This is a genomic window from Flavonifractor hominis (assembly GCF_040095835.1).
Taxonomy (GTDB): Bacteria; Bacillota; Clostridia; order Oscillospirales; family Oscillospiraceae; genus Flavonifractor; species Flavonifractor hominis.
On record NZ_JBBMFT010000002.1, the window covers coordinates 83,081 to 101,243 of the forward strand.

Annotated in this window: 16 protein-coding genes; 2 read left to right on the plus strand and 14 right to left on the minus strand. The window is 55.0% G+C overall.

Annotated elements, in window-relative coordinates; genetic code table 11:
• Positions 1 to 2: 2 nt before the first annotated feature.
• A complete protein-coding gene (locus WMO45_RS04635; protein WP_349139400.1) occupies positions 3 to 1,031 on the minus strand; it encodes a YeiH family protein in 1,029 nt (342 codons plus the stop codon).
• A gap of 124 nt (positions 1,032 to 1,155) precedes the next feature.
• Here WMO45_RS04635 and WMO45_RS04640 point away from each other — a divergent pair, with 124 nt between their 5' ends.
• Both WMO45_RS04640 and asnA read left to right on the plus strand, forming a co-directional pair.
• On the plus strand, positions 1,156 to 2,031 hold the full coding sequence (locus WMO45_RS04640) for a LysR family transcriptional regulator (protein ID WP_349139401.1): 876 nt from the start codon (positions 1,156 to 1,158) through the stop codon (positions 2,029 to 2,031).
• 81 nt (positions 2,032 to 2,112) lie between these two features.
• Entirely contained in the window at positions 2,113 to 3,126 is a 1,014-nt protein-coding gene (gene asnA, locus WMO45_RS04645; RefSeq protein ID WP_349139402.1) for an aspartate--ammonia ligase, read from the plus strand.
• A 44-nt stretch (positions 3,127 to 3,170) separates the two neighbouring features.
• Here the strand turns inward: asnA and WMO45_RS04650 are convergent, their stop codons facing one another.
• The 13 genes from WMO45_RS04650 to WMO45_RS04715 all read right to left on the minus strand — a co-directional run bounded on the left by WMO45_RS04650 (position 3,171) and on the right by WMO45_RS04715 (position 18,147).
• Positions 3,171 to 3,755, minus strand: coding sequence for a dipicolinate synthase subunit B (locus tag WMO45_RS04650; RefSeq protein WP_349139403.1), 585 nt, complete (start codon positions 3,753 to 3,755; stop codon positions 3,171 to 3,173).
• A 211-nt stretch (positions 3,756 to 3,966) separates the two neighbouring features.
• Positions 3,967 to 4,560 (minus strand): Crp/Fnr family transcriptional regulator, encoded by a 594-nt coding sequence (locus tag WMO45_RS04660; RefSeq protein ID WP_349139404.1) that lies wholly within the window; start codon positions 4,558 to 4,560, stop codon positions 3,967 to 3,969.
• A gap of 139 nt (positions 4,561 to 4,699) precedes the next feature.
• Positions 4,700 to 6,463 carry an ABC transporter ATP-binding protein gene (locus tag WMO45_RS04665; RefSeq protein ID WP_349139405.1) on the minus strand — a complete coding sequence of 588 codons (1,764 nt, stop codon included), beginning with the start codon at positions 6,461 to 6,463 and terminating at the stop codon, positions 4,700 to 4,702.
• 52 nt (positions 6,464 to 6,515) lie between these two features.
• A complete protein-coding gene (locus WMO45_RS04670; RefSeq protein ID WP_349139406.1) occupies positions 6,516 to 8,069 on the minus strand; it encodes a tyrosine-protein kinase domain-containing protein in 1,554 nt (517 codons plus the stop codon).
• Positions 7,960 to 9,435 (minus strand): polysaccharide biosynthesis tyrosine autokinase, encoded by a 1,476-nt coding sequence (locus tag WMO45_RS04675; protein ID WP_349139407.1) that lies wholly within the window; start codon positions 9,433 to 9,435, stop codon positions 7,960 to 7,962. The genes WMO45_RS04670 and WMO45_RS04675 overlap by 110 nt, the downstream gene beginning before the upstream one ends.
• A 24-nt stretch (positions 9,436 to 9,459) precedes the next feature.
• The gene (locus WMO45_RS04680; protein WP_349139408.1) at positions 9,460 to 10,266 is read right to left on the minus strand and encodes an immunoglobulin-like domain-containing protein; all 807 of its coding nucleotides are present in this window, start codon (positions 10,264 to 10,266) and stop codon (positions 9,460 to 9,462) included.
• The gene (locus WMO45_RS04685; protein ID WP_349139409.1) at positions 10,263 to 11,030 is read right to left on the minus strand and encodes a tyrosine-protein phosphatase; all 768 of its coding nucleotides are present in this window, start codon (positions 11,028 to 11,030) and stop codon (positions 10,263 to 10,265) included. Before WMO45_RS04685 ends, WMO45_RS04680 begins: the two co-directional genes overlap by 4 nt.
• Positions 11,031 to 11,046: 16 nt before the next feature.
• The gene (locus WMO45_RS04690) at positions 11,047 to 11,775 is read right to left on the minus strand and encodes a prolipoprotein diacylglyceryl transferase (RefSeq protein WP_349139410.1); all 729 of its coding nucleotides are present in this window, start codon (positions 11,773 to 11,775) and stop codon (positions 11,047 to 11,049) included.
• Between the two features lie 12 nt (positions 11,776 to 11,787).
• The gene (locus WMO45_RS04695; RefSeq protein ID WP_349139411.1) at positions 11,788 to 13,719 is read right to left on the minus strand and encodes a polysaccharide biosynthesis protein; all 1,932 of its coding nucleotides are present in this window, start codon (positions 13,717 to 13,719) and stop codon (positions 11,788 to 11,790) included.
• Between the two features lie 93 nt (positions 13,720 to 13,812).
• Entirely contained in the window at positions 13,813 to 14,832 is a 1,020-nt protein-coding gene (galE, locus tag WMO45_RS04700) for a UDP-glucose 4-epimerase GalE (RefSeq protein WP_349139412.1), read from the minus strand.
• A 15-nt stretch (positions 14,833 to 14,847) separates the two neighbouring features.
• Positions 14,848 to 16,371: a lipopolysaccharide biosynthesis protein gene (locus WMO45_RS04705; protein ID WP_349139413.1), complete on the minus strand. Its 1,524-nt coding sequence runs from the start codon at positions 16,369 to 16,371 to the stop codon at positions 14,848 to 14,850.
• Positions 16,343 to 17,200, minus strand: coding sequence for an acyltransferase (locus tag WMO45_RS04710; protein ID WP_349139414.1), 858 nt, complete (start codon positions 17,198 to 17,200; stop codon positions 16,343 to 16,345). Before WMO45_RS04710 ends, WMO45_RS04705 begins: the two co-directional genes overlap by 29 nt.
• A 14-nt stretch (positions 17,201 to 17,214) precedes the next feature.
• Entirely contained in the window at positions 17,215 to 18,147 is a 933-nt protein-coding gene (locus tag WMO45_RS04715) for a hypothetical protein (protein WP_349139415.1), read from the minus strand.
• Positions 18,148 to 18,163: the final 16 nt, after the last annotated feature.

Here is an 18,163-nt window from a genome sequence, read left to right on the forward strand (position 1 = left end):
TTTTACCAGATACCCAGCACGTGCTGCATACCCAGGCTCACCAGTGCAATGGCGACCCAGCAGCAAAAACCCATGAAAATGGGCTTACCGCCGGTACGCACCAGCTTGACCAGATCGGTATTCAACCCGATGGCTGCCATGGCCATGACAATAAAGAACTTGCTCAATTCTTTGAAGGGGGAGAATGCGGCCGACGGCACACCGCCCAAAGTAGCTACCGTGGTAATGACCGACGCCAGAACAAAAAACAGGATAAAGAAGGGGAAGACCTTCTTCAGACTGAAGCTGCTGGCCTGCTCCCCGCCGGCCCGCTTGGCCTGAGCCGTGCGCCAGAGCGCCAGCACCAGGGTAATGGGGATGATGGCCAATGTCCGGGTAAGCTTGACGATCGTAGCGGTATCCAGGGTGTTGGCCCCGGGATGCATACCGTCCCAGGCAGCGGCCGCCGCCGTCACCGAGGAGGTATCGTTCACAGCCGTACCGGCAAAGAGGCCAAAGCCCTCGTTGCTCAGCCCCAGCACTCCGCCCAGTGTGGGGAAGATCAGTGCCGCGGCCACATTGAACAGAAAGATCACCGAGATGGACTGGGCAATCTCCTCATCATCCGCGCCGATAACAGGTGCAGTAGCCGCAATGGCCGAGCCGCCGCAGATCGAGGAACCCACACCCACCAGGGTGGAGATGTTGGAGGGCACCTTCATGGCCTTATGCAGCAGGAAGGAGACCACCAAAGAGGTGGTAATTGTGGAGAGAATGATCGGCAGAGACTGTGCCCCCACCTTAGCAATCTCTGACAGATTCAGGCCGAAGCCCAGCAGGATAACCGCATACTGGAGGATTTTTTTGGAGGTATAGGTAATGCCAGCCTGGGTCCGGTCCTTATTCCGGTAGAACAGGGTGATGATCATACCTGCCAGGATGGCAAAAACCGGCCCCCCTACCACGGGCAGAGCCTTACCAAGCAGCCAGCAGGGAATGGCAATCACCAGGCATAGCAAAAGTCCCAGGCTGCGTTCGCGCCACAATTTCACACATAATTCCTCTCTTTCTCTTTATCGGTGAGTACCAGTATACTGCGGAAAAAGCATCATGTAAAATTATCCTTCTTTATTTTGCCATAACAATATGTTATTCTTTTCTCCAGGAGGGAGTGCTATGCTGGATTTTCGGATTGAAACCTTTCTGACCGTATGTCAGACCATGAATTTTACCCGGGCGGCTGAACTGCTGCACATTACCCAGCCCGCCGTCTCCCAGCACATTCACACGCTGGAGGCCCAGTTTGGAGCCAAATTGTTTGCCTACGCAGGCAAGCAGCTGACTCTGACACCTGCCGGACACCTGGTACTCCAGACCGCCACCACCATGCGCCACGACGTCCACCGCCTGCAGGAGCTGCTGCGCCAACAAAACGCCCGGCGGCGGCTGTGCTTTGGGGTGACGCTGACCATTGGGGAATATGTGATGCCGGAGCCTCTCATCCGTCTGCTCCAGCAGGAGCCTGACACCCAGATCCGTATGCATGTGGCCAACACCGCCGATTTGCTCCATCTGCTGGATGAGGGGGACATTGACTTTGCCATAGTGGAAGGTTTTTTCCCCCAGCAGGAGTATGACAGTCTGCCCTACCGTACGGAACGCTATGTGGCGGTGTGCGCCCCCAATTATCCCTTTGCGACTCCGCCCCGCTGTTTGGAGGATCTGCTGGGGGAACGTCTGCTCACCCGAGAACCGGGCTCAGGCACCCGCGAAGTGCTGGAGCGAGTCCTGCACGAACACAACCGGACCGTGGATGACTTTCGTGCCCTCACCGAGCTGGGCAACCTGGACGCCATCAAATCCCTGGCCTGTGCCGGACTTGGGATTGCCTTTTTCTATGAACCGGCGGTACGGGCCGAACTGGCGGCAGGCAAGCTGCGGGAACTAACACTGGAGGGCGGAGACATGACACACGACTTTACCTTCCTTTGGCGGCGCGGCAGTGTATTTGCCGACTGGTATCGCACAATCTTTTTCCATCTGCTCGCATGAGTCCCCTTGCTCCATCTGTACTTTTATTGTATAATGTGATGCAGTATATCCATCCCTCTGATGATAAAGGAGCGTCCTGCTATGCTGCAAACTGTGATCCCCCAGGGGTACGCCCCCTGTCTCAACCTGTATGATACACAAAAAGCCATTGGCCTTTTAAAGCGCCTGTTTGAAGATACCCTGGGCGGTGCTCTGCACCTGCGCCGGGTGTCCGCTCCCCTGTTTGTGGAGGCCTCCACCGGTCTGAATGATGACCTCAACGGCGTAGAGCGGGCCGTTTCCTTTGATATTCCCGATGCCGGACGGGATGCACAGGTCGTCCATTCCCTGGCTAAGTGGAAGCGCATGGCCCTCTACCGCTATCAGTTCTCCGTGGGCGAAGGGCTTTACACCGACATGAACGCCATTCGTCGGGACGAGGAGCTGGACAACCTCCACTCGGTCTATGTGGACCAGTGGGACTGGGAAAAGGTCATCGCCCCTCGTGACCGGACGGTGGAATACCTCCAATCTACAGTCTCCACCATCGTCTCCGCCATGGCGGAGACTCAGCACACCCTGCGCTCGGTCTTCCCCCAGCTCACCGCCCTGCCCCTGCTGGAGACTGAGGTCTCCTTCGTCACCGCTCAGCAGTTGGAAGACCGCTGGCCTGAGCTGAGCCCCAAGGAGCGGGAGGATGCCTGGGTCAAGGACCACCCCACTACCTTTCTCATGGGAATCGGCGGGGCTCTGAAGTCAGGTAAACCTCATGACGGCCGCGCTCCCGACTACGACGACTGGACCCTCAACGGCGACATTCTGGTGTGGAATCCCGTACTGGAGCGTGCTTTTGAGGTTTCCTCCATGGGCATCCGGGTAGATCCCGCCGCACTGGACCGCCAGCTCACCGTTTCCGGTTGTGATGACCGGCGGACACTGCCCTTCCATAAGATGCTGCTGGAGGGCAAACTGCCCCTCACCATCGGCGGCGGTATTGGCCAATCCCGACTGTGCATGCTTCTGCTGGGCAAGGCCCACATTGGCGAGGTACAGGCCAGTGTTTGGGATGAACAGACCATTCAGGCCTGCCGCGATGCTGGAGTCATTCTGCTGTAAACAAAGCCGCCATGTCCCGTAGACGGGACATGGCGGCTTTTCTGTCAAAACGCCGGCCCCAACAGCAGGGGCTGCAGCTGCTCCCCCCGCAGGGCTGCCTCAATGGCTGCAGGTACCAGGGAAAATTCCGCCACAAGGGAAGTAGGCTTCTCCACCGGGTCATCCTGACGGAAGGGCACAAAATAGACATTTTTTTTATCCAGCAAACGGCCTATGTTCTGGGCCGAGGCGGCCAGCCCATCATTGGTGGCCGGGCAGAGCACCAGCGGCCGGCCATTGCGCAGGTGGGCCTTGGCAGCCATCGTAACCGTGCTGTCGGTCACGCCCCAAGCCAACTTTGCCATGGTATTCCCCGTGCAGGGGCAGATTACCAACACATCCAGCAGCTGTTTAGGCCCGATGGGCTCCGCCTTGGCAATGGAGTCAATCACCCGTCGGCCGCAGATACGCTCCATTTCCCGCATAAAATCATGAGCCGCCCCGAAACGGGTATCGGTGGCAGCGCTGCGCTCGGATACAATGGGAAATACCTGTTCATATCGCTCCCGGACCTGTTCCAGTGCCGCCATGGCCTTCCCATACGTACAGAAGGATCCGCAAAATGCAAATCCCACCCGGATCTGTTCCATATTCACACTCCCAGTTCACTTAGGATATTATAGATGGTGCTTTTGATGCTCTTGCCCGCGGTGACGGGTGCCACCTTCCCCGGCAGTGAAAGGGCCCAGATCACCCGGATACCAAGGCGTGCTGCCGCGTCAAAGTCCACCCCGGCGGATGTGTGAATTGGACCGGGTGTGAACAGGGCCGGCAGATCTCTCTGCCGGCCCTGTCTTGCTTTTATTCGTCTTTCTGCTCCTGCTGCTCTTCCCGAAGCGTACGCCGCAGACGGCTAAGTGTCACCTGCGTCATGCCCAGGAAGGAGGCAATGTGTTTGCCGCTCACCTGTTCGCTCAGCCCGGGATAAGCCCGTAAAAACCATTGATAGCGCTGAAGCGCCGGATATTGATACATAATGGTCTTGACTTCCCAGTGTGTGCGCAAAGCTTTGAGCAGAAATTCGCTGTACACCCGATAGTGCTCCGGCCGCTGTTCCAGCAGGTCCAGCACCGCCTGTATCGGCAGGTTCAGCACATCGCTTTCCGCAATCGCTTCAATGGTGATGCTGGATGGCTCCCCCAGCGCCAGACACGCCATGGCAGGCGCACCGCACTGAAATGCAAAACAGTCTGTAATATCCCGTCCATTGGCGTCCAGGAAGTACCCTCTCAAAAGGCCATGCAGCAAAAATGTTACCTTGCTTCGCCGCTCTCCTTCCCGGCAAACCAGTTCTCCTTTGCGCAGGTGCTGCAGTTCTGTAATCTCCATTAACCGCTGCAGCTCTACTGGATCTGAGAGCTGAAAAAACTGCTGGTAAAATTCCTCTGCCCTCATCTCTGCTCCCTCCCGCTATGTATACTATAGTTGGAATTAATTATAGCATTTGTGTGACTTTTTTCTATTAACTCATGTTAATTTCAAAAAATAATTACCAAAAAAGAGGAGAACACTTCCGTGTTCTCCTCTTTTTTACTCAATTTTGGCTTAAAACCGCCAGTTCCTCTTCAGAAAGTTCTTCCAGCCGGTTATTCTGTATGCGATAAGCCCGGCTGCATAGGGCAAAGACCGAAGGTCTGTGGCTGGTGACGATGCATGTGCGTCCCGTTTGCCCCAGCAGTCCCCGCAATACCCGCGTCTCTGTTTCTATATCCAGCGCGGAGGTCGCCTCATCCAGCAGCAGGATGGGCGCGTCCCGCAGCAGCGCCCGGGCAATGGCCAGGCGTTGATTCTGCCCTTCCGACAGGCCGGCTCCCCGCTCCCCCAACGGAGTGTGGATGCCTTGGGGCAGCTTCTGAACAAACTCCCAGGCACAAGCCGTCTCCAGTGCCTGGCGCAGCTCCTCCTCACTGGCCTCGGGTGCGAGCAGGCGCAGGCTCTGGGCAATGGTCCCGGAAAAGATGGCCTTTTCCTGGGGCACATAGGAGAAAAAACGTCGGGTAGCGGGTGACAGAATGAGCTGCTCCCCATCCGCCAGTTCCAGTATCCCACGTCCGCTCTGGGGTACAGCCAACCCCAGCAGCAGCCGCAACAGAGTAGTTTTACCCTCGCCGGAGGGGCCCAACAGCGCCACAACCTCCCCTGGGCGAGCACGCAGATCAGCCCCCTGCAGTACGGGTGCTTCCGATCCATAGCTGAAGCGCACCTTCTCCAGACGCAGGGTCACTCCCTCCGCCCGTCCCCGTTTATAGGCCCGTTCCAGTCGTTTCTGTTCCTCCGGTTCAAGCTCCGGCTCAGCGGGCATTCCCAACACCTCAAGGATACGTCGGGCGGCTACCGTAGCCGAAACGGCTCCAGGAGCCAACCCCACCAGCGCAGAGAACGCAGCCGTCAGCTGAGCCGCCAGTTGCAAAAACAGGACCATGGTAGCCACATCGATGTAGCCACTCCAAAGCCGGTAAGCCCCCCAGGCCAGACAGAGATAGGAAACCGCCTGTCCCGCCAGAGAGAAAAAAGTAGATGTAAAGATAGAAAAGCGGTTAAAATCCAGCGAGGCCGTACGGTAGTGCTCCTGTACCTGTCCCAGGCGTTGGCCAAAGCGCTCTGTCAGTCCAAATGCTTTGATGGGAGACAGATTTTGCAGTGTCTCCTCCTGAAAGGCCATCAAATCGCTGCTCACCGTACGCATACGCTGCTGATGTTCCCGCATCCCATGTACCAGCGCCCGTGAAAAGAGCAGCACCGCCGGTGCACTGAGCAGTGCCAGTCCCGCCATTACCGGATCATAGTGCAAGATGAGCAGCAGGCATGCCATAAATTGGAACAGCCGGATCACAAGACTGGGAACCAGGGTGAACACACTCTCGGCTACCGTACTGACATCTCCGGTCAGTCGGTTGAGCAGATCCCCCGAATGATATTGCTGCAGCGCCTGCCAATCCGCTCCCAGCAGACTGCGAAACAGGTCGGCCTGCATCCCGTTTTGCAATTCTACGTTGACGTGGGCAGCAATCCGGCTGTTGCATGCATTCAGGACAATGGCGGCCAGCCCCAGTCCAATAAAGAGCCCTCCCAGACGGAGGATCTGGTCCCACGGACTGCCCGGTTCCAACACTGCGCCGGTCAGATCCCGCGAGATCAGGCTTGCCCCCAACCCCAGACCTGTCCCCGCCAGTCCCAGCAGCAAATAAAGCAGGATCTTTCCCCAACAGCGTTTGGCATAATGGTAGATCCAGCCCAGCTCCTGGAGCATCTGCTTCAGCTGTCCCTCCCGCAGCATTTGCACGAACCGTCCGCCCATAGTGCTTTCCCCTCCTCAGACCGACAAGGCTCTATCAAACAAGCACTCCGGATCATTCCGGCTCGTTCCGGTCGTATTTTCCATAACCGTGGTGGTAACCACCGTAGCCGTAGCCATATCCATAGCCATAGCTTCCGCTCTCTCCATGGGCACCGTTCAGCACACATCCCACCAGCGGTGTACGGCTGTTGGAAAGGAATTGAATGCTGTCCAGGATATGAGGCACCTGCGCTCGGCCTGCCCGGACAACATACAGGATACCATCGGCCAGTTCAGCCAGGGCAGCGCTGTCCCCCAGCAAACCGTTGGGTGGGGTATCAATCAGGATATAGTCCGCCTCATCCCACAGAGCGCGGATCAATGCGGGCAGGCGCTTGGACTCCAGCAACCGGCGGGGATTGGATAAGGCCTGGTCCCCGGCCAGCAGGCGCACCCGCGTTCCCTCCACCGGTACCAGCGCCTTCACCGGATCGGCTCCATGGGTCTGAAGCAGTTCCGGAATACCGCGCGAGGGCGCAGTCATCCCAAGCTGGCGCTTAATGGATGGGTTGCGCAGATCCATGTCCACTACAATCACCCGTGCGCCATTCTGGCTCAGGGAAAAGGCCAGGTTCAGGACCACTGTGGTTTTACCTTCCCCCGGCAAGGTGCTGGAAACAAGATAAGCTTTTCCGTTTTTCTCCTCCGCCTGGCGCAAAAACCGGATACGCAAACTGCGCACACTTTCCTGAAATGCGCTGGACGCCTTGGGGTTTCGAATGGAGATGCTATGATCAAAGCTTCCTGTACGGCGTTTGAAGTTCAACGCCGGCAGACTGGCCAGGCACACTGTATTGAGCTGCCGCTTTACATCCTCCCGGGTTCGGATCGTCCTTCGCGTCATAGCCAGCACCACCAGCAGCAGCAGGCCCACGCATGCGCCAAGAACCCCGCCCTTAACCACTGTGCGCCAGGGTTGAAACTGGTTGTATGGTGTGTCTGCCACTGTGGGCGGCGCCAGAATCTCCATCTCAGTACTGCCGATCACGTAGTTTGCCACCCGTGGATAGACCGTGATAATGGCGTTGAGGATGTCATAGGCGTCCTGTGCGCTGGGGCTGGTCACGGTCACCGAGAACAGATTGGTGTTCTCCACCGACTGGGCTGTAATACTGCCGTTGAGCCAGTCCACACCCAGCTCCTGTCGGAGCATGGACTGCATCAGATGGGACTGAAGCAGGTAGGGAAATGTGTTGGCCAACTGTTCTGCCGCGGCCTTATCGTAATATTCCTCCGCCCCGGTGATGTCGTATTGATTGCCCAGGGTCTGAATAAGGAATGTGGCCTGGGAACTGTAAAGGGGCGTGTAACTCCGCCAGGCCCTTAGCCACAGCAGCCCTCCTGCCAGTACCGCCAGCAGTACCGGTACCCAGAATAGCCGGACGCCTACCCGGCCGAATTCCTGAAACAGCCGGGTCAGGTCAATGGGCTGCGGTGTATGTGATTGCGTCTTATGCTCATCCATGGCGATTCTCCGTCTGCTTGCGTTCTTCTTCTCCGCCGCTGTGGCGTCGATGGCCGTAGGCTCCGTAACCGTAGCCGTAGCCGTATCCATAACCATATCCATAACCATACCGTTCTCCCCCGCCTAAAAATGGCAGGGTACGCATATCGTTCAGGATACAGCCCAACAGCTCCCCCCGACACTCATTGAGCATATCCGCCGCATCATTGATACGACGCGCAGGCACTCCGTCCTGCCGTACCACCAGCAGAGAGGCGTCTGCCTGATCCGCCAGAGCCTCCACGTCGGAAAACAGTGCAATAGGGGGCGAATCCACAATAACATAATCCATCTCTTCCCGCGCCCGGCGCAGCACCTCGGCCATGTGCTCCGATGCGATCTGTTCAGCCGCCTGCTTGCTGGCCTTGCGGGAAAAGAGGACATAGAGCTGCTGCTCCTCCAGGTACTCAGGCGCATACTGAGCCGCGCCGGAAAGCATATCGGCCAGTTCCAGCCGCGGCTCATGCTGCAGCAGCTTGTACTGTGCAGCCTTATGCAGATCCGCGTCAATAAGCAGGACCTTCTTTCCACGCTGCGCCAACGTCAGCGCAATATTGGCCGCCACGGTGGATTTGCCCTCGTTCTCCGCCACACTGGTGATAAGAAATACCTTGTGCCCGCTGTTCTTTGCGGCATAGGTCAGCTTGACTCCCAATTTATAAAAGGTCTCGGTAAAAGCAAAGCTGGCCACCGGCATCGTCACCAGCAGGCCTTTGTTCACCCGGTGGAGCTTCGTATGCAGGGTCTTGTTTTTCACTTCATGCCCAATGAGAGCAAAGGCCTTGGCGTCTACCTTGCGCCGCAGACCCTCTGTGTTCTGCACCGTATCCGCACCAATTGCAGCCAGCAGCACCAGCACCAACACCACTCCCGCGCCGCCCATACCGGCCAGGCGCAGAATCCGGGTTCGGTTCAATGGGTTGGAGGGTGCAGTAGGCACCTGTGGACCATCCAGTTCCCGAAGAATCACGTTTTGAAACATTTGCTCGGAAACCTGGTCGTAATTGTCCAGCACCAGCTGGAGGGTACGAAATGCCTCATCCGGCCGGTCTGCTGTTACAGTAAGCACAAGAAGATTGGTCTCCGGGATCACAGTGGCACTCAGTGTGCCGGGCAATTTCTCCTGTCCCAGAGAATTGGCAGCCAATGTGTCAAACACATTGCTCTCAAACAGTGTGGTAAACGTTTCGGCGATCTCAGCAGACATACTCAGATTGGAGAGCACCGACGAATAACTGCTGCTTTTTACACTCACTGCCAGCGTGGTGCTGGCGGTATAGGCCGGACGGTAAGCGTAAGTCATGGCCATCCATGCGCACAGTATGGCAATCACGCCGCCAGCCAGGATTATGGGGATCTGCCGCAGTACCCGCCGCAGAACGCAGGCAGGCTCCAGCTGACTCCAAAGGAAACGTTCGTTTTCATCCATCGTTGCGGACCCTCCGTTGTTTGTTTACACGACCACGACAAACAGAACGGCGGTTCCCGCCGTACCGCTGTTTCCGATACAGGAATAGGTCACCTGGTATGTGCCGGGTGTTGAGGTATCCACCCCCGATTCTACCGTCACATCCTCCAGTTCTCCCCCTATCACCTGGGACAGATAATTCTTGGATTGGAACGCCTCTCCCTGTTCCAGATAGACCAGGTACTGACTCAGCAAAATGCGCGGCTCTCCGGTCTGATAGTTTGCAATGCGGATCTCAGCCGTCCAAACGCTGGTATCCCCCATGCTATTGGTCACCTCAAAGGTGACAGGATAGCGTCCCTCCACATTGGCGTTCAGTCCCGTGCTGGTCACCTTTACCTGATTGGACAGATCTCCATCGATCACATCGGTGGCCGTGACCCGGTCCCGAACCACCACCGGCTGTCCCACTTCATAACGCAGTTCCTGACTCAGGCCAAAGCGGGGAGGCTGATAATCGGAATACTGTACGGTACGGGTCTGTTTGGCCACATGGCAGTCACTGTCTACCACCGCATAGGTGATGGTGGTCTCATTGTTCTCCACGCTCCGGGCAATTCCTTCCACCATCACCTGGCTGGTAAGATCACCGTCTTTGTCGTCCCAGGCACTTACCCCTTCCAGCAGGGTATCCGGGTCATTTTCTCCCACCTGTAACACCAAAGGCGTCTCCGGGCACTCGATCACCGGTAAGGTCTCGTCCTTACTGCTCCAGAGCCGGAACTGGGTCCAACCAGCTCCCGCAAGGCTGACCACCAGCAATACAATCATCAAAATGGAAAGTTTTTTCATGGTATCTCCTCGCCAAAAGGTCTCTGCATTCCCATGGCCGACCGCACTGGCTCATCGGCCAGGATGCGGGCCGGGTTGTGTTCTAGCAACAGATCTGCCAGGGGCTGCGAAGTCTTTTCGGTGATGTACTCGTGGATATCCGACAGGCGGGTCGTGCGCTGATAAGGGCTGTGAGCATCGCTTCCGATCAGATGGACACAGCCTTCCCGCAGACACCAGTGAGCCGTATGGGCCGCCTGCCGGCCAAAGCGGCCGAAAAAGCTTCCCTTGTTCAGCTGGAGGACATAGCCTTGCTCCAACCACTCAAACAGCCGCTCCGGTTCTTTCTGGATCATCGTATAACGCTCCGGGTGAGCCACCACAGGCACCACTCCCTGCTCCCGCAGCTGGGCCAACATCCGTCCGGCAAAGGCAGGAGACTCCTCAAAGCCAAATTCCACCAGCAAATAGCGGCTGCCACCCAGAGTGAGCAGACGCCCCTCCCGTAATAGGCGGGGCGTCTCAGCTGTAACGAATACCTCCATGCCGGAACGCAGCTTCAGCGGCAGATGCAGCCGCCGGAACGTCTCATCCAGGCGCAGAAAGCACTCTTTCAATCTTCGTGCGCTGCCCTGCTGCCAATTCCTCCGCGGATAAAAATGAGGGGTCGCTGCGATGGCCCGCACACCGCTGTCCACGGCCATCTGGGCCATCAGACAGCTCTCCTCCTCCGACGCGGCGCCGTCGTCCACTCCCGGCAGGATGTGGCAGTGCAGATCAATCATGCTCTCCCCCTCTTCCTCAGCCCTCCTGGAACTCCCGGATATAATAGGCTTTTTTGAGGCTCTTTTCTTCCTGATAGGTATTCTCCACCTCTTTGGCCAGGCTGTCGTCCTGTCCGGTGGCTTTGAGTAATTCCCGCAGGCGTGATACTACGGCGGCCACTTTGCTGTCACACTCCTGCTCCAGCGCTGTCAATTCCTCATACTTGCTGTATACTATCTTGGTTCGATTCTCTTCGGTATGCTCGCCGGCCGTGTACTCATCGATCGCATCTTGTACAATAGCCTCCAGCTTCCCTACATAGGTGGCCTGAAGCACATACATGGTGGCAATCAGCTGACGAATTTCCTCTTCTTCCGCCGTGGATGCCCCGGATGCCGTAGGTGCCGGCGTAGGCTGCGTTGAACTCTGCGTTGCTGCCGGCTCCGTACCGGGCTGTGCTTCGGGCGCATCGCTCTGTTGCTCTTCCTCCAGCAGGCGGGCCGCCGCCTCCTCTGCGCTGAGCGTACCATCGGTCAATTGCGCGATCTCTTCCTGCGAGAACGTGTATTCCGGAATTTGATACTGCTGCATGGCGCTGCTCAGCGTCTGGCGGTTTTCTTCCAACTTGGTATCCAAGGTAGCTTTATCCATGGTCAGCATGTACGCCGCCGCCTTCACGTTGTTCCACTGCCAGGCCACCGTCACCGCACCTGCCAGAATCAAAACACCCACTACACCCAGTGCGATCTTTCCTGCTTTTTTCATGTAAGTTCTCCTTCAGCTGATATGTTGTACCACGCGTTCTGAATGCGATTGCTCCCAATCCGTTTGTTGCTGCTGCTCCATACGGCGTACCGCTGCTTCATTTACCTGCTCCGGCTCACAGAAACTGGGCACCAGCCGGTGCAGCTCCCGGAACAGGTCGGCCCGCGAGCCATGCTCCAGCACTCTGGAAAGCTGAAACAGCCAGTCCTCCATCTCATGCCGGTCTACGGCAGGACGCATTTCCACAAAAATCTTATCGTTTTCCGTTCTGGAGAGGTCGGCGCTCTGGGTGAGCAGCTCTTCATACAGCTTCTCTCCCGGACGCAGGCCGATCTCCTGGATCTGGATATCTTCATAAGGTGTGTATCCCGACAGACGGATCAAATTCTCCGCCAGTTCCAGAATACGCACAGGCTTACCCATATCCAGCACGAAGACCTCTCCGCTTTGGGACAGGGAACCGGCCTCCAGCACCAGCTGTACTGCCTCGGGTATGGTCATAAAGTAGCGGATGATCCGCTTATCGGTCACAGTCACAGGACCGCCATATGCGATCTGCTTTTTAAACAGCGGGATCACCGAGCCGCTGGAGCCAAGCACGTTCCCGAAGCGCACCGCAGCAAACCGGGTATCCGATCCCTCTCGCATCCCCTGGAGCACTTGTTCACACAGATATTTGGTTGCCCCCATAATATTAGTAGGGTTGACTGCCTTATCCGTAGAAATCAGCACAAACGCCTCTGCGTGGTAACGCCGTGCCGCCAGTGCCGTATGGTATGTACCAAAGATATTGTTTTTGACGGCTTCCTCCGGACAATGTTCCATCAGAGGTACATGCTTGTGGGCTGCGGCATGAAACACCAGCTGAGGGCGGTAGGACCGAAACAAGCGGTCAATCTTGTCCTCGTCCCGAACCGATCCGATCTCCACCACAAAGTCCAGCGTTCCTCGGAAGCGATGATACAGATCCTGCTGCAAATCATACACTGAGTTTTCCGCAATGTCCAGCGCGATCAGCCGCCTGGGACGGCATTCGGCAATCTGCCGGCACAGCTCCGAACCAATGGAACCGCCGCCGCCTGTAACCAGCACGGTTTTTCCTTCGATGAAGGCCCGGATATTCTCCTTGTCCAATTCCACCGGTTCCCTGCCAAGCAGATCCTCGATCTCCACTCCGCGAACATTGGCTGTCATCGTCGGATTGCTTCCCCGCTCCAACTGGCTGACCGGGTCAACCAGGATACGCAGGCGGCACTTGGTCTTTGCACACAACTCCAGGATCTCCGCCCGGCGCTGTGCACTCAGGTCGGGAATAGCCAAAATAATCTCTGTCACAGGAGTATCCTGCAAAATGGCGCATAAATCGTTGATGGGACCCCGTACCGGAATACCATGGACGACCTTACCAATCTTATCCGGAGCATCGTCCAACATGCAATAAGGGATGTAGCTTCCGTTCATGTTGTGTTTAAGTTCATAGACCAGAGAAACTCCCGCCGTACCACTGCCGATAATGGCCACTTGCCGCCGGCCCTTTCCCTGCTCCCCTGCTACCCGAAAGCGGTAAATCCGGTAGACAAAACGGATGGTCAGCATTCCAATCAATGCCACTGCTGTACCGAAAAAAGCGCAGGTAATCCACACCTGCTCAGCCCCGAACAGCAGATTGAGTCCCGCATACAATGCAAACCCTTCGCCCAGTCCACTCAGCAGGATCAGATATTCCCGGCTCTCCGCATAGCGCCACAAACTCTCATAGGTCTTCAGTGCAAGCTGGAAGATCAGTACGCACACCGTCAAAAAACCGATGTGAGCCACCAAGTTAATCAGGCGGATATCCCCTCGCAGATAGCGCGGCCAAAACATCAATATATTGCACGCAAAAATCAAGCACACATCCAGTGCCAGTACAATCCATCCTCGATACCGTGCCAATCTCATCATTTGTTCCGTTTTTCCCCCAAAATCTGTCTATATCGTTTTATTTTATCTCTCTTCCACAGGGATGTCAAATACAGGGGATAATTTCCGGATATTTTACTTTTCTATGTATCCATTTGGATTGTTCCGCTGCCAGTTCCAGCTGGTTTTACACATATCCTCCAGCGTATGTACTGCTACCCACCCCAGTTCTTTTCTGGCTCGGGAAGGATCGGCATAACACACAGCAACATCGCCCGGCCTGCGTGGATCGATCACATAGGGGATCTTCCTGCCGCAGGCCTGCTCATAGGCCCGGATAACTTCCAGCACACTGTAGCCCCGGCCTGTCCCCAGGTTGCACACAAACAGGCCGCATCCCTGCTTCAGCTTCCGCAGGGCCGCCACATGCCCCTGTGCCAGATCCATCACATGGATGTAATCCCGTACCCCAGTGCCATCCGGCGTATCGTAATCGTCCCCAAATACATGCACCCGCTCCAATCGTCCCGCTGCCACCTGGGCAATATAGGGCACCAAATTATTAGGAATGCCGTTGGGATCTTCGCCAATCAGCCCGCTCTCGTGGGCGCCAATGGGGTTAAAGTAGCGCAACAGTGCCACGTTAAGGGTCGGGTCCGCGGCACAGCAATCCTTCAGAATCTGCTCACTAAACAGCTTGGTCTGACCATAGGGATTGGTGGCCGACAGGGGAAAGCCCTCCTCCACCGGCATCCGTTCCGGTATGCCGTAAACCGTAGCAGAGGACGAAAACACAAGATTATGCACTCCGTGCCTGGCCATGGAGTGCAGCAGGTTAAGGGTGCTGGTCAGATTGTTGGAATAATAGTCCAGCGGTTTCTGCACGCTCTCTCCCACCGCCTTGAGTCCCGCGAAGTGGATCACTGCCTCAATGTCCGGAAAACGGTGGAACAGTGCCTCCAGCTGCCCCGGATCGCACAGTTCTGTGTGCTGAAATGGGACTGGCCGTCCTACAATAGCCTCCACCCGCTGCAGAGCTATAGGACTGGAGTTGCAAAGATTGTCCGCCACTACCACGTCATAACCCGCTCCCATCAGCGCCACACAGGTATGAGTGCCAATGTATCCTGCTCCGCCGGTAATCAATATAGACATAGGTATCCCTCCTACTCAAACCGGCTGTCTTGTTCTGCGCAGCTTATCCAGTATTCCACGTACATAGAACCAAGCCGTTTTCCTCGCCGTTTTCTCCACCAATGTGTTAATACCAAAAAAGGCTGTTACCACGAGCACGCTGATCCATATCGCATGCAGGAACAAACTCAGATAATTGTCCAACTTCAGAGGCAAATGAGTAAATCCTGCCACCAACAGAAGAAACAGCCCAAAATTTAAGATCCAGCGCCGGTAAGTCGGCCATGCGCTTCGCTTCATAACGCGCCGGTTGGCATACAGGATCATGTCATTGGCGCGATAGACCAAAGCTGCAATCGTACCAAACAGCACTCCATAGATACCAAAACGGAACACACACACCAGGGAAACCCCAAAGTTGATTGCCGTCTCCAAGATAGCGCGCCACTGTGTTTCCTTGAATGCTCCCGCAAACGTGATGATTTGGCTGGATGAAGCTCGTCCATAGTTCAAAAGCTGATATAGCCCAAACAATACAGGCAATTTCCAGTCCACATAATTGATGTCCGCCCCCTGCGTATAGAGCGCCATAAACGGCAGGATAAAGATCGACGCTATGGCAAGCAGTGAAAACACCAGCGCCAGATAGTATACTTCAAACGCTTCCTGCAGCTCCATATATCGCTTTCTGTCGCTGTGAAAGACCTGTCCCAGCGCCGACTGTACACTGTTGGACGTAATGGTAATGACGTTATCCACCATACCATAGATCGTTGCGTACATGGAATAGATACTGACCGTTTTCAATCCGCACACAAACGTCAGGATCAAAACATCGGTATGGCTGAAAATCAGCGATGAGATCTGATGGACAAACACGAATTTGCTCTTGGAGACCGCTTTCAGATTGGGTTTGACCGACAGGTCCAACCACTGATAATGTTTCCTGATGTAATAGGAGATGTACAGCATTTTGACTAGGTTGAACACCAGATACGTGGTTTGGACCGCCACAATACTGTATCCGTGCAAGAGCAGGGCAATCCGGCATAAGTCCGTCAAAATGGAAGTAACGGTTCCCAGATTTGTAGTCACATAATTTCGGTTATCCACCCGCAGGAGCATATTATATTTGCCCTGCACCATATAGTTGATCACACTGCCGGACCCCTGCAAAAGAATGACCAGACAGCAGACCGTATATGGGATCGCGGTATCCAAAAGCAATGGATAGAGCAATCCCATGGCAAGCACGGAAAACCCGTAAATCACACCGATACGCTTATAGTAATAATTGGTCGCAGCCATAATCGCATTGACCGACGAATGATCCTGCTTGGCAATGGGGCCATACAGTGCGACTACGGCAGCATCTCCGATCCCCACTTCCAAAAGTGCCAGATAAAAGTAGATCTGACGCACAGAGGACAACAAGCCGTTTACTTCTGAGCCATAGCTGACAATAAACAGCCTTGGGATCATGATTGCTATGACCGATGTCGCGACATTGCCGACAATTCCCCATATCAGATTATTGATACTGCTGCGTTGCCTCGTCATGGTTCTCCCCTGAAACAATAAATTTTCTGTCCCAATCAATATGACACTTCACAACTGCGGCTGGATTTCCTGCAATCGCGGTATTGCTCTGAGCAAAGGGCCTTGTACACACACTGGCTGCGCCTATCACGGTGTGATTGGGAATCACGCTCCCTTTCAAAATCAGACTGCGCATCCCAAACCAGCAATGCTCTCCAACTGTTATGTCTTTTCCGGGGTTGATCCGCTGTTTCTTTTCATCCAGCATACTATGGGAATCACTGGTTCGAAACACCACATCGTTTGAAATCATGCAATCTGCACCGATCTCTATCGCAGTCCCTTCATCCAGTTCAAACTGAACCCATTTGCTCTCTCTGCCGTGTGTTGTATTTCTCTCGGCAAGGATACACTTATTATGATCCTGCTCTATATGTACTTCGGTAAATGTAATCGACGCATCTCTGCCAATGTGGATCAAGTTGTCATTGCCCCAGATAAAAAAATGGACAAACCTCAGTACCGCTTCATCGTCCACAAGAATGGTATTGCGATTTCCATCAATATGAATACTTGCTTTCCCTTCCATTCCGTATATCTGGACCTTGTCCCCAAACCGGATGCGGTTTTTCTTTCCCTTTATATAAAAGCGATTGTTGCGTACAATGGCTGTTTTCCCAAATTGAATCTCATTTTCGCCTTCCGACAATACAAATACATTTTTCCTGACACTCAGATTTTGACCCAGCTGCACTGCATGGGCCGGAACGTGAAATTTATTTGCGGTCATTTGACTCAATGTTACGAGAAACGGACAGCTCTTAACAATCTTTCTCAAGCCTTCTACCATGTGATTCCTCACATTCATTTATCTGATGCATCATTCTGTGTAATCTGCTCCCACTGGACATCGTTTTGGCCCTGCGCAGCATTGATTTGCCAAAGGCTCTGCTGAGCCGTTCCGTAGATCACCACCGGGAACGCTCTCCACGGATACAGCGCAGTAATTTTGCGCCCACTCCGGTAGGTCATATAGGTAAGCCACAAATCGTCAGCATAGGGACACAACTGTCTTATCTTCTCTTCATCAAACGCATCCGCACAGAGGCAGCCGGGTGGATACAGGGACCCGCTGCCGGAAAAGATCTGAAGTTGATCCGAGTGCTCCAGCCGTTCTGCCAGATACGGATTTCTCCACGCAGAGGGGGCTTTTCCACGTATCATATACTGTCCCGTTATGGTACATACATCTTGCGGATGGGTCTTGTGCAGCTTCAGCAGCTGCTCTACCGTATCAAGCGGATACAGCATATCATCATCCACCAGAAGGATAAGATCCCGCGGATATTCCTGCATTGTATAGAAATATTTCTTATGGCTGCGCAGATCCTTACAAAAGCGAATGGTCAGTCCCCGTTCCCGCAATTGCAGCAGGCGCGCAGGCAAGGTCTCCATACCGGCAAACTGTGTATCTGCCAGCCAAAGAATGATTTCATCCGGCTTTACCGTCTGACGCAGCAGGCTCTCAATGGTGATCCACACCGTCTCGATGCGCCCGGGAAACGAAGTCAGGGATACAATTATTTTCTCTTCCCGCTTGGAGACCGTAATTCCGCGTTTACCGGACGGATGCTTTTCCCAGCGTTTTACGACCCATAAATTGTAATACGCTTCTATGTATCCCAGGAAAAAGCGGACCATCCGACGGGACACACATTGTTCCGGCCTCTTTGCTTCGTCCGCTCGTTTCTCCGCTCTGCGCAGGAAAAAATAGATCCGATAGATCAGTGCGTACATCGTTTCTTTCCTCGAT

Bases quoted from the DNA above. Each gene is read 5' to 3' on its own strand.
- galE (WP_349139412.1), bottom strand. From the start codon at position 14,832: ATGTCTATATTGATTACCGGCGGAGCAGGATACATTGGCACTCATACC.
- WMO45_RS04710 (WP_349139414.1), bottom strand. From the start codon at position 17,200: ATGGTAGAAGGCTTGAGAAAGATTGTTAAGAGCTGTCCGTTTCTCGTA.
- WMO45_RS04670 (WP_349139406.1), bottom strand. From the start codon at position 8,069: ATGGATATGGTTATGGATACGGCTACGGCTACGGTTACGGAGCCTACG.
- WMO45_RS04675 (WP_349139407.1), bottom strand. From the start codon at position 9,435: ATGGATGAAAACGAACGTTTCCTTTGGAGTCAGCTGGAGCCTGCCTGC.
- WMO45_RS04705 (WP_349139413.1), bottom strand. From the start codon at position 16,371: ATGACGAGGCAACGCAGCAGTATCAATAATCTGATATGGGGAATTGTC.
- WMO45_RS04660 (WP_349139404.1), bottom strand. From the start codon at position 4,560: ATGAGGGCAGAGGAATTTTACCAGCAGTTTTTTCAGCTCTCAGATCCA.
- WMO45_RS04690 (WP_349139410.1), bottom strand. From the start codon at position 11,775: ATGAAAAAAGCAGGAAAGATCGCACTGGGTGTAGTGGGTGTTTTGATT.
- asnA (WP_349139402.1), top strand. From the start codon at position 2,113: ATGCTGCAAACTGTGATCCCCCAGGGGTACGCCCCCTGTCTCAACCTG.
- WMO45_RS04680 (WP_349139408.1), bottom strand. From the start codon at position 10,266: ATGAAAAAACTTTCCATTTTGATGATTGTATTGCTGGTGGTCAGCCTT.
- WMO45_RS04695 (WP_349139411.1), bottom strand. From the start codon at position 13,719: ATGATGAGATTGGCACGGTATCGAGGATGGATTGTACTGGCACTGGAT.
- WMO45_RS04715 (WP_349139415.1), bottom strand. From the start codon at position 18,147: ATGTACGCACTGATCTATCGGATCTATTTTTTCCTGCGCAGAGCGGAG.
- WMO45_RS04640 (WP_349139401.1), top strand. From the start codon at position 1,156: ATGCTGGATTTTCGGATTGAAACCTTTCTGACCGTATGTCAGACCATG.
- WMO45_RS04650 (WP_349139403.1), bottom strand. From the start codon at position 3,755: ATGGAACAGATCCGGGTGGGATTTGCATTTTGCGGATCCTTCTGTACG.
- WMO45_RS04665 (WP_349139405.1), bottom strand. From the start codon at position 6,463: ATGGGCGGACGGTTCGTGCAAATGCTGCGGGAGGGACAGCTGAAGCAG.
- WMO45_RS04685 (WP_349139409.1), bottom strand. From the start codon at position 11,030: ATGATTGATCTGCACTGCCACATCCTGCCGGGAGTGGACGACGGCGCC.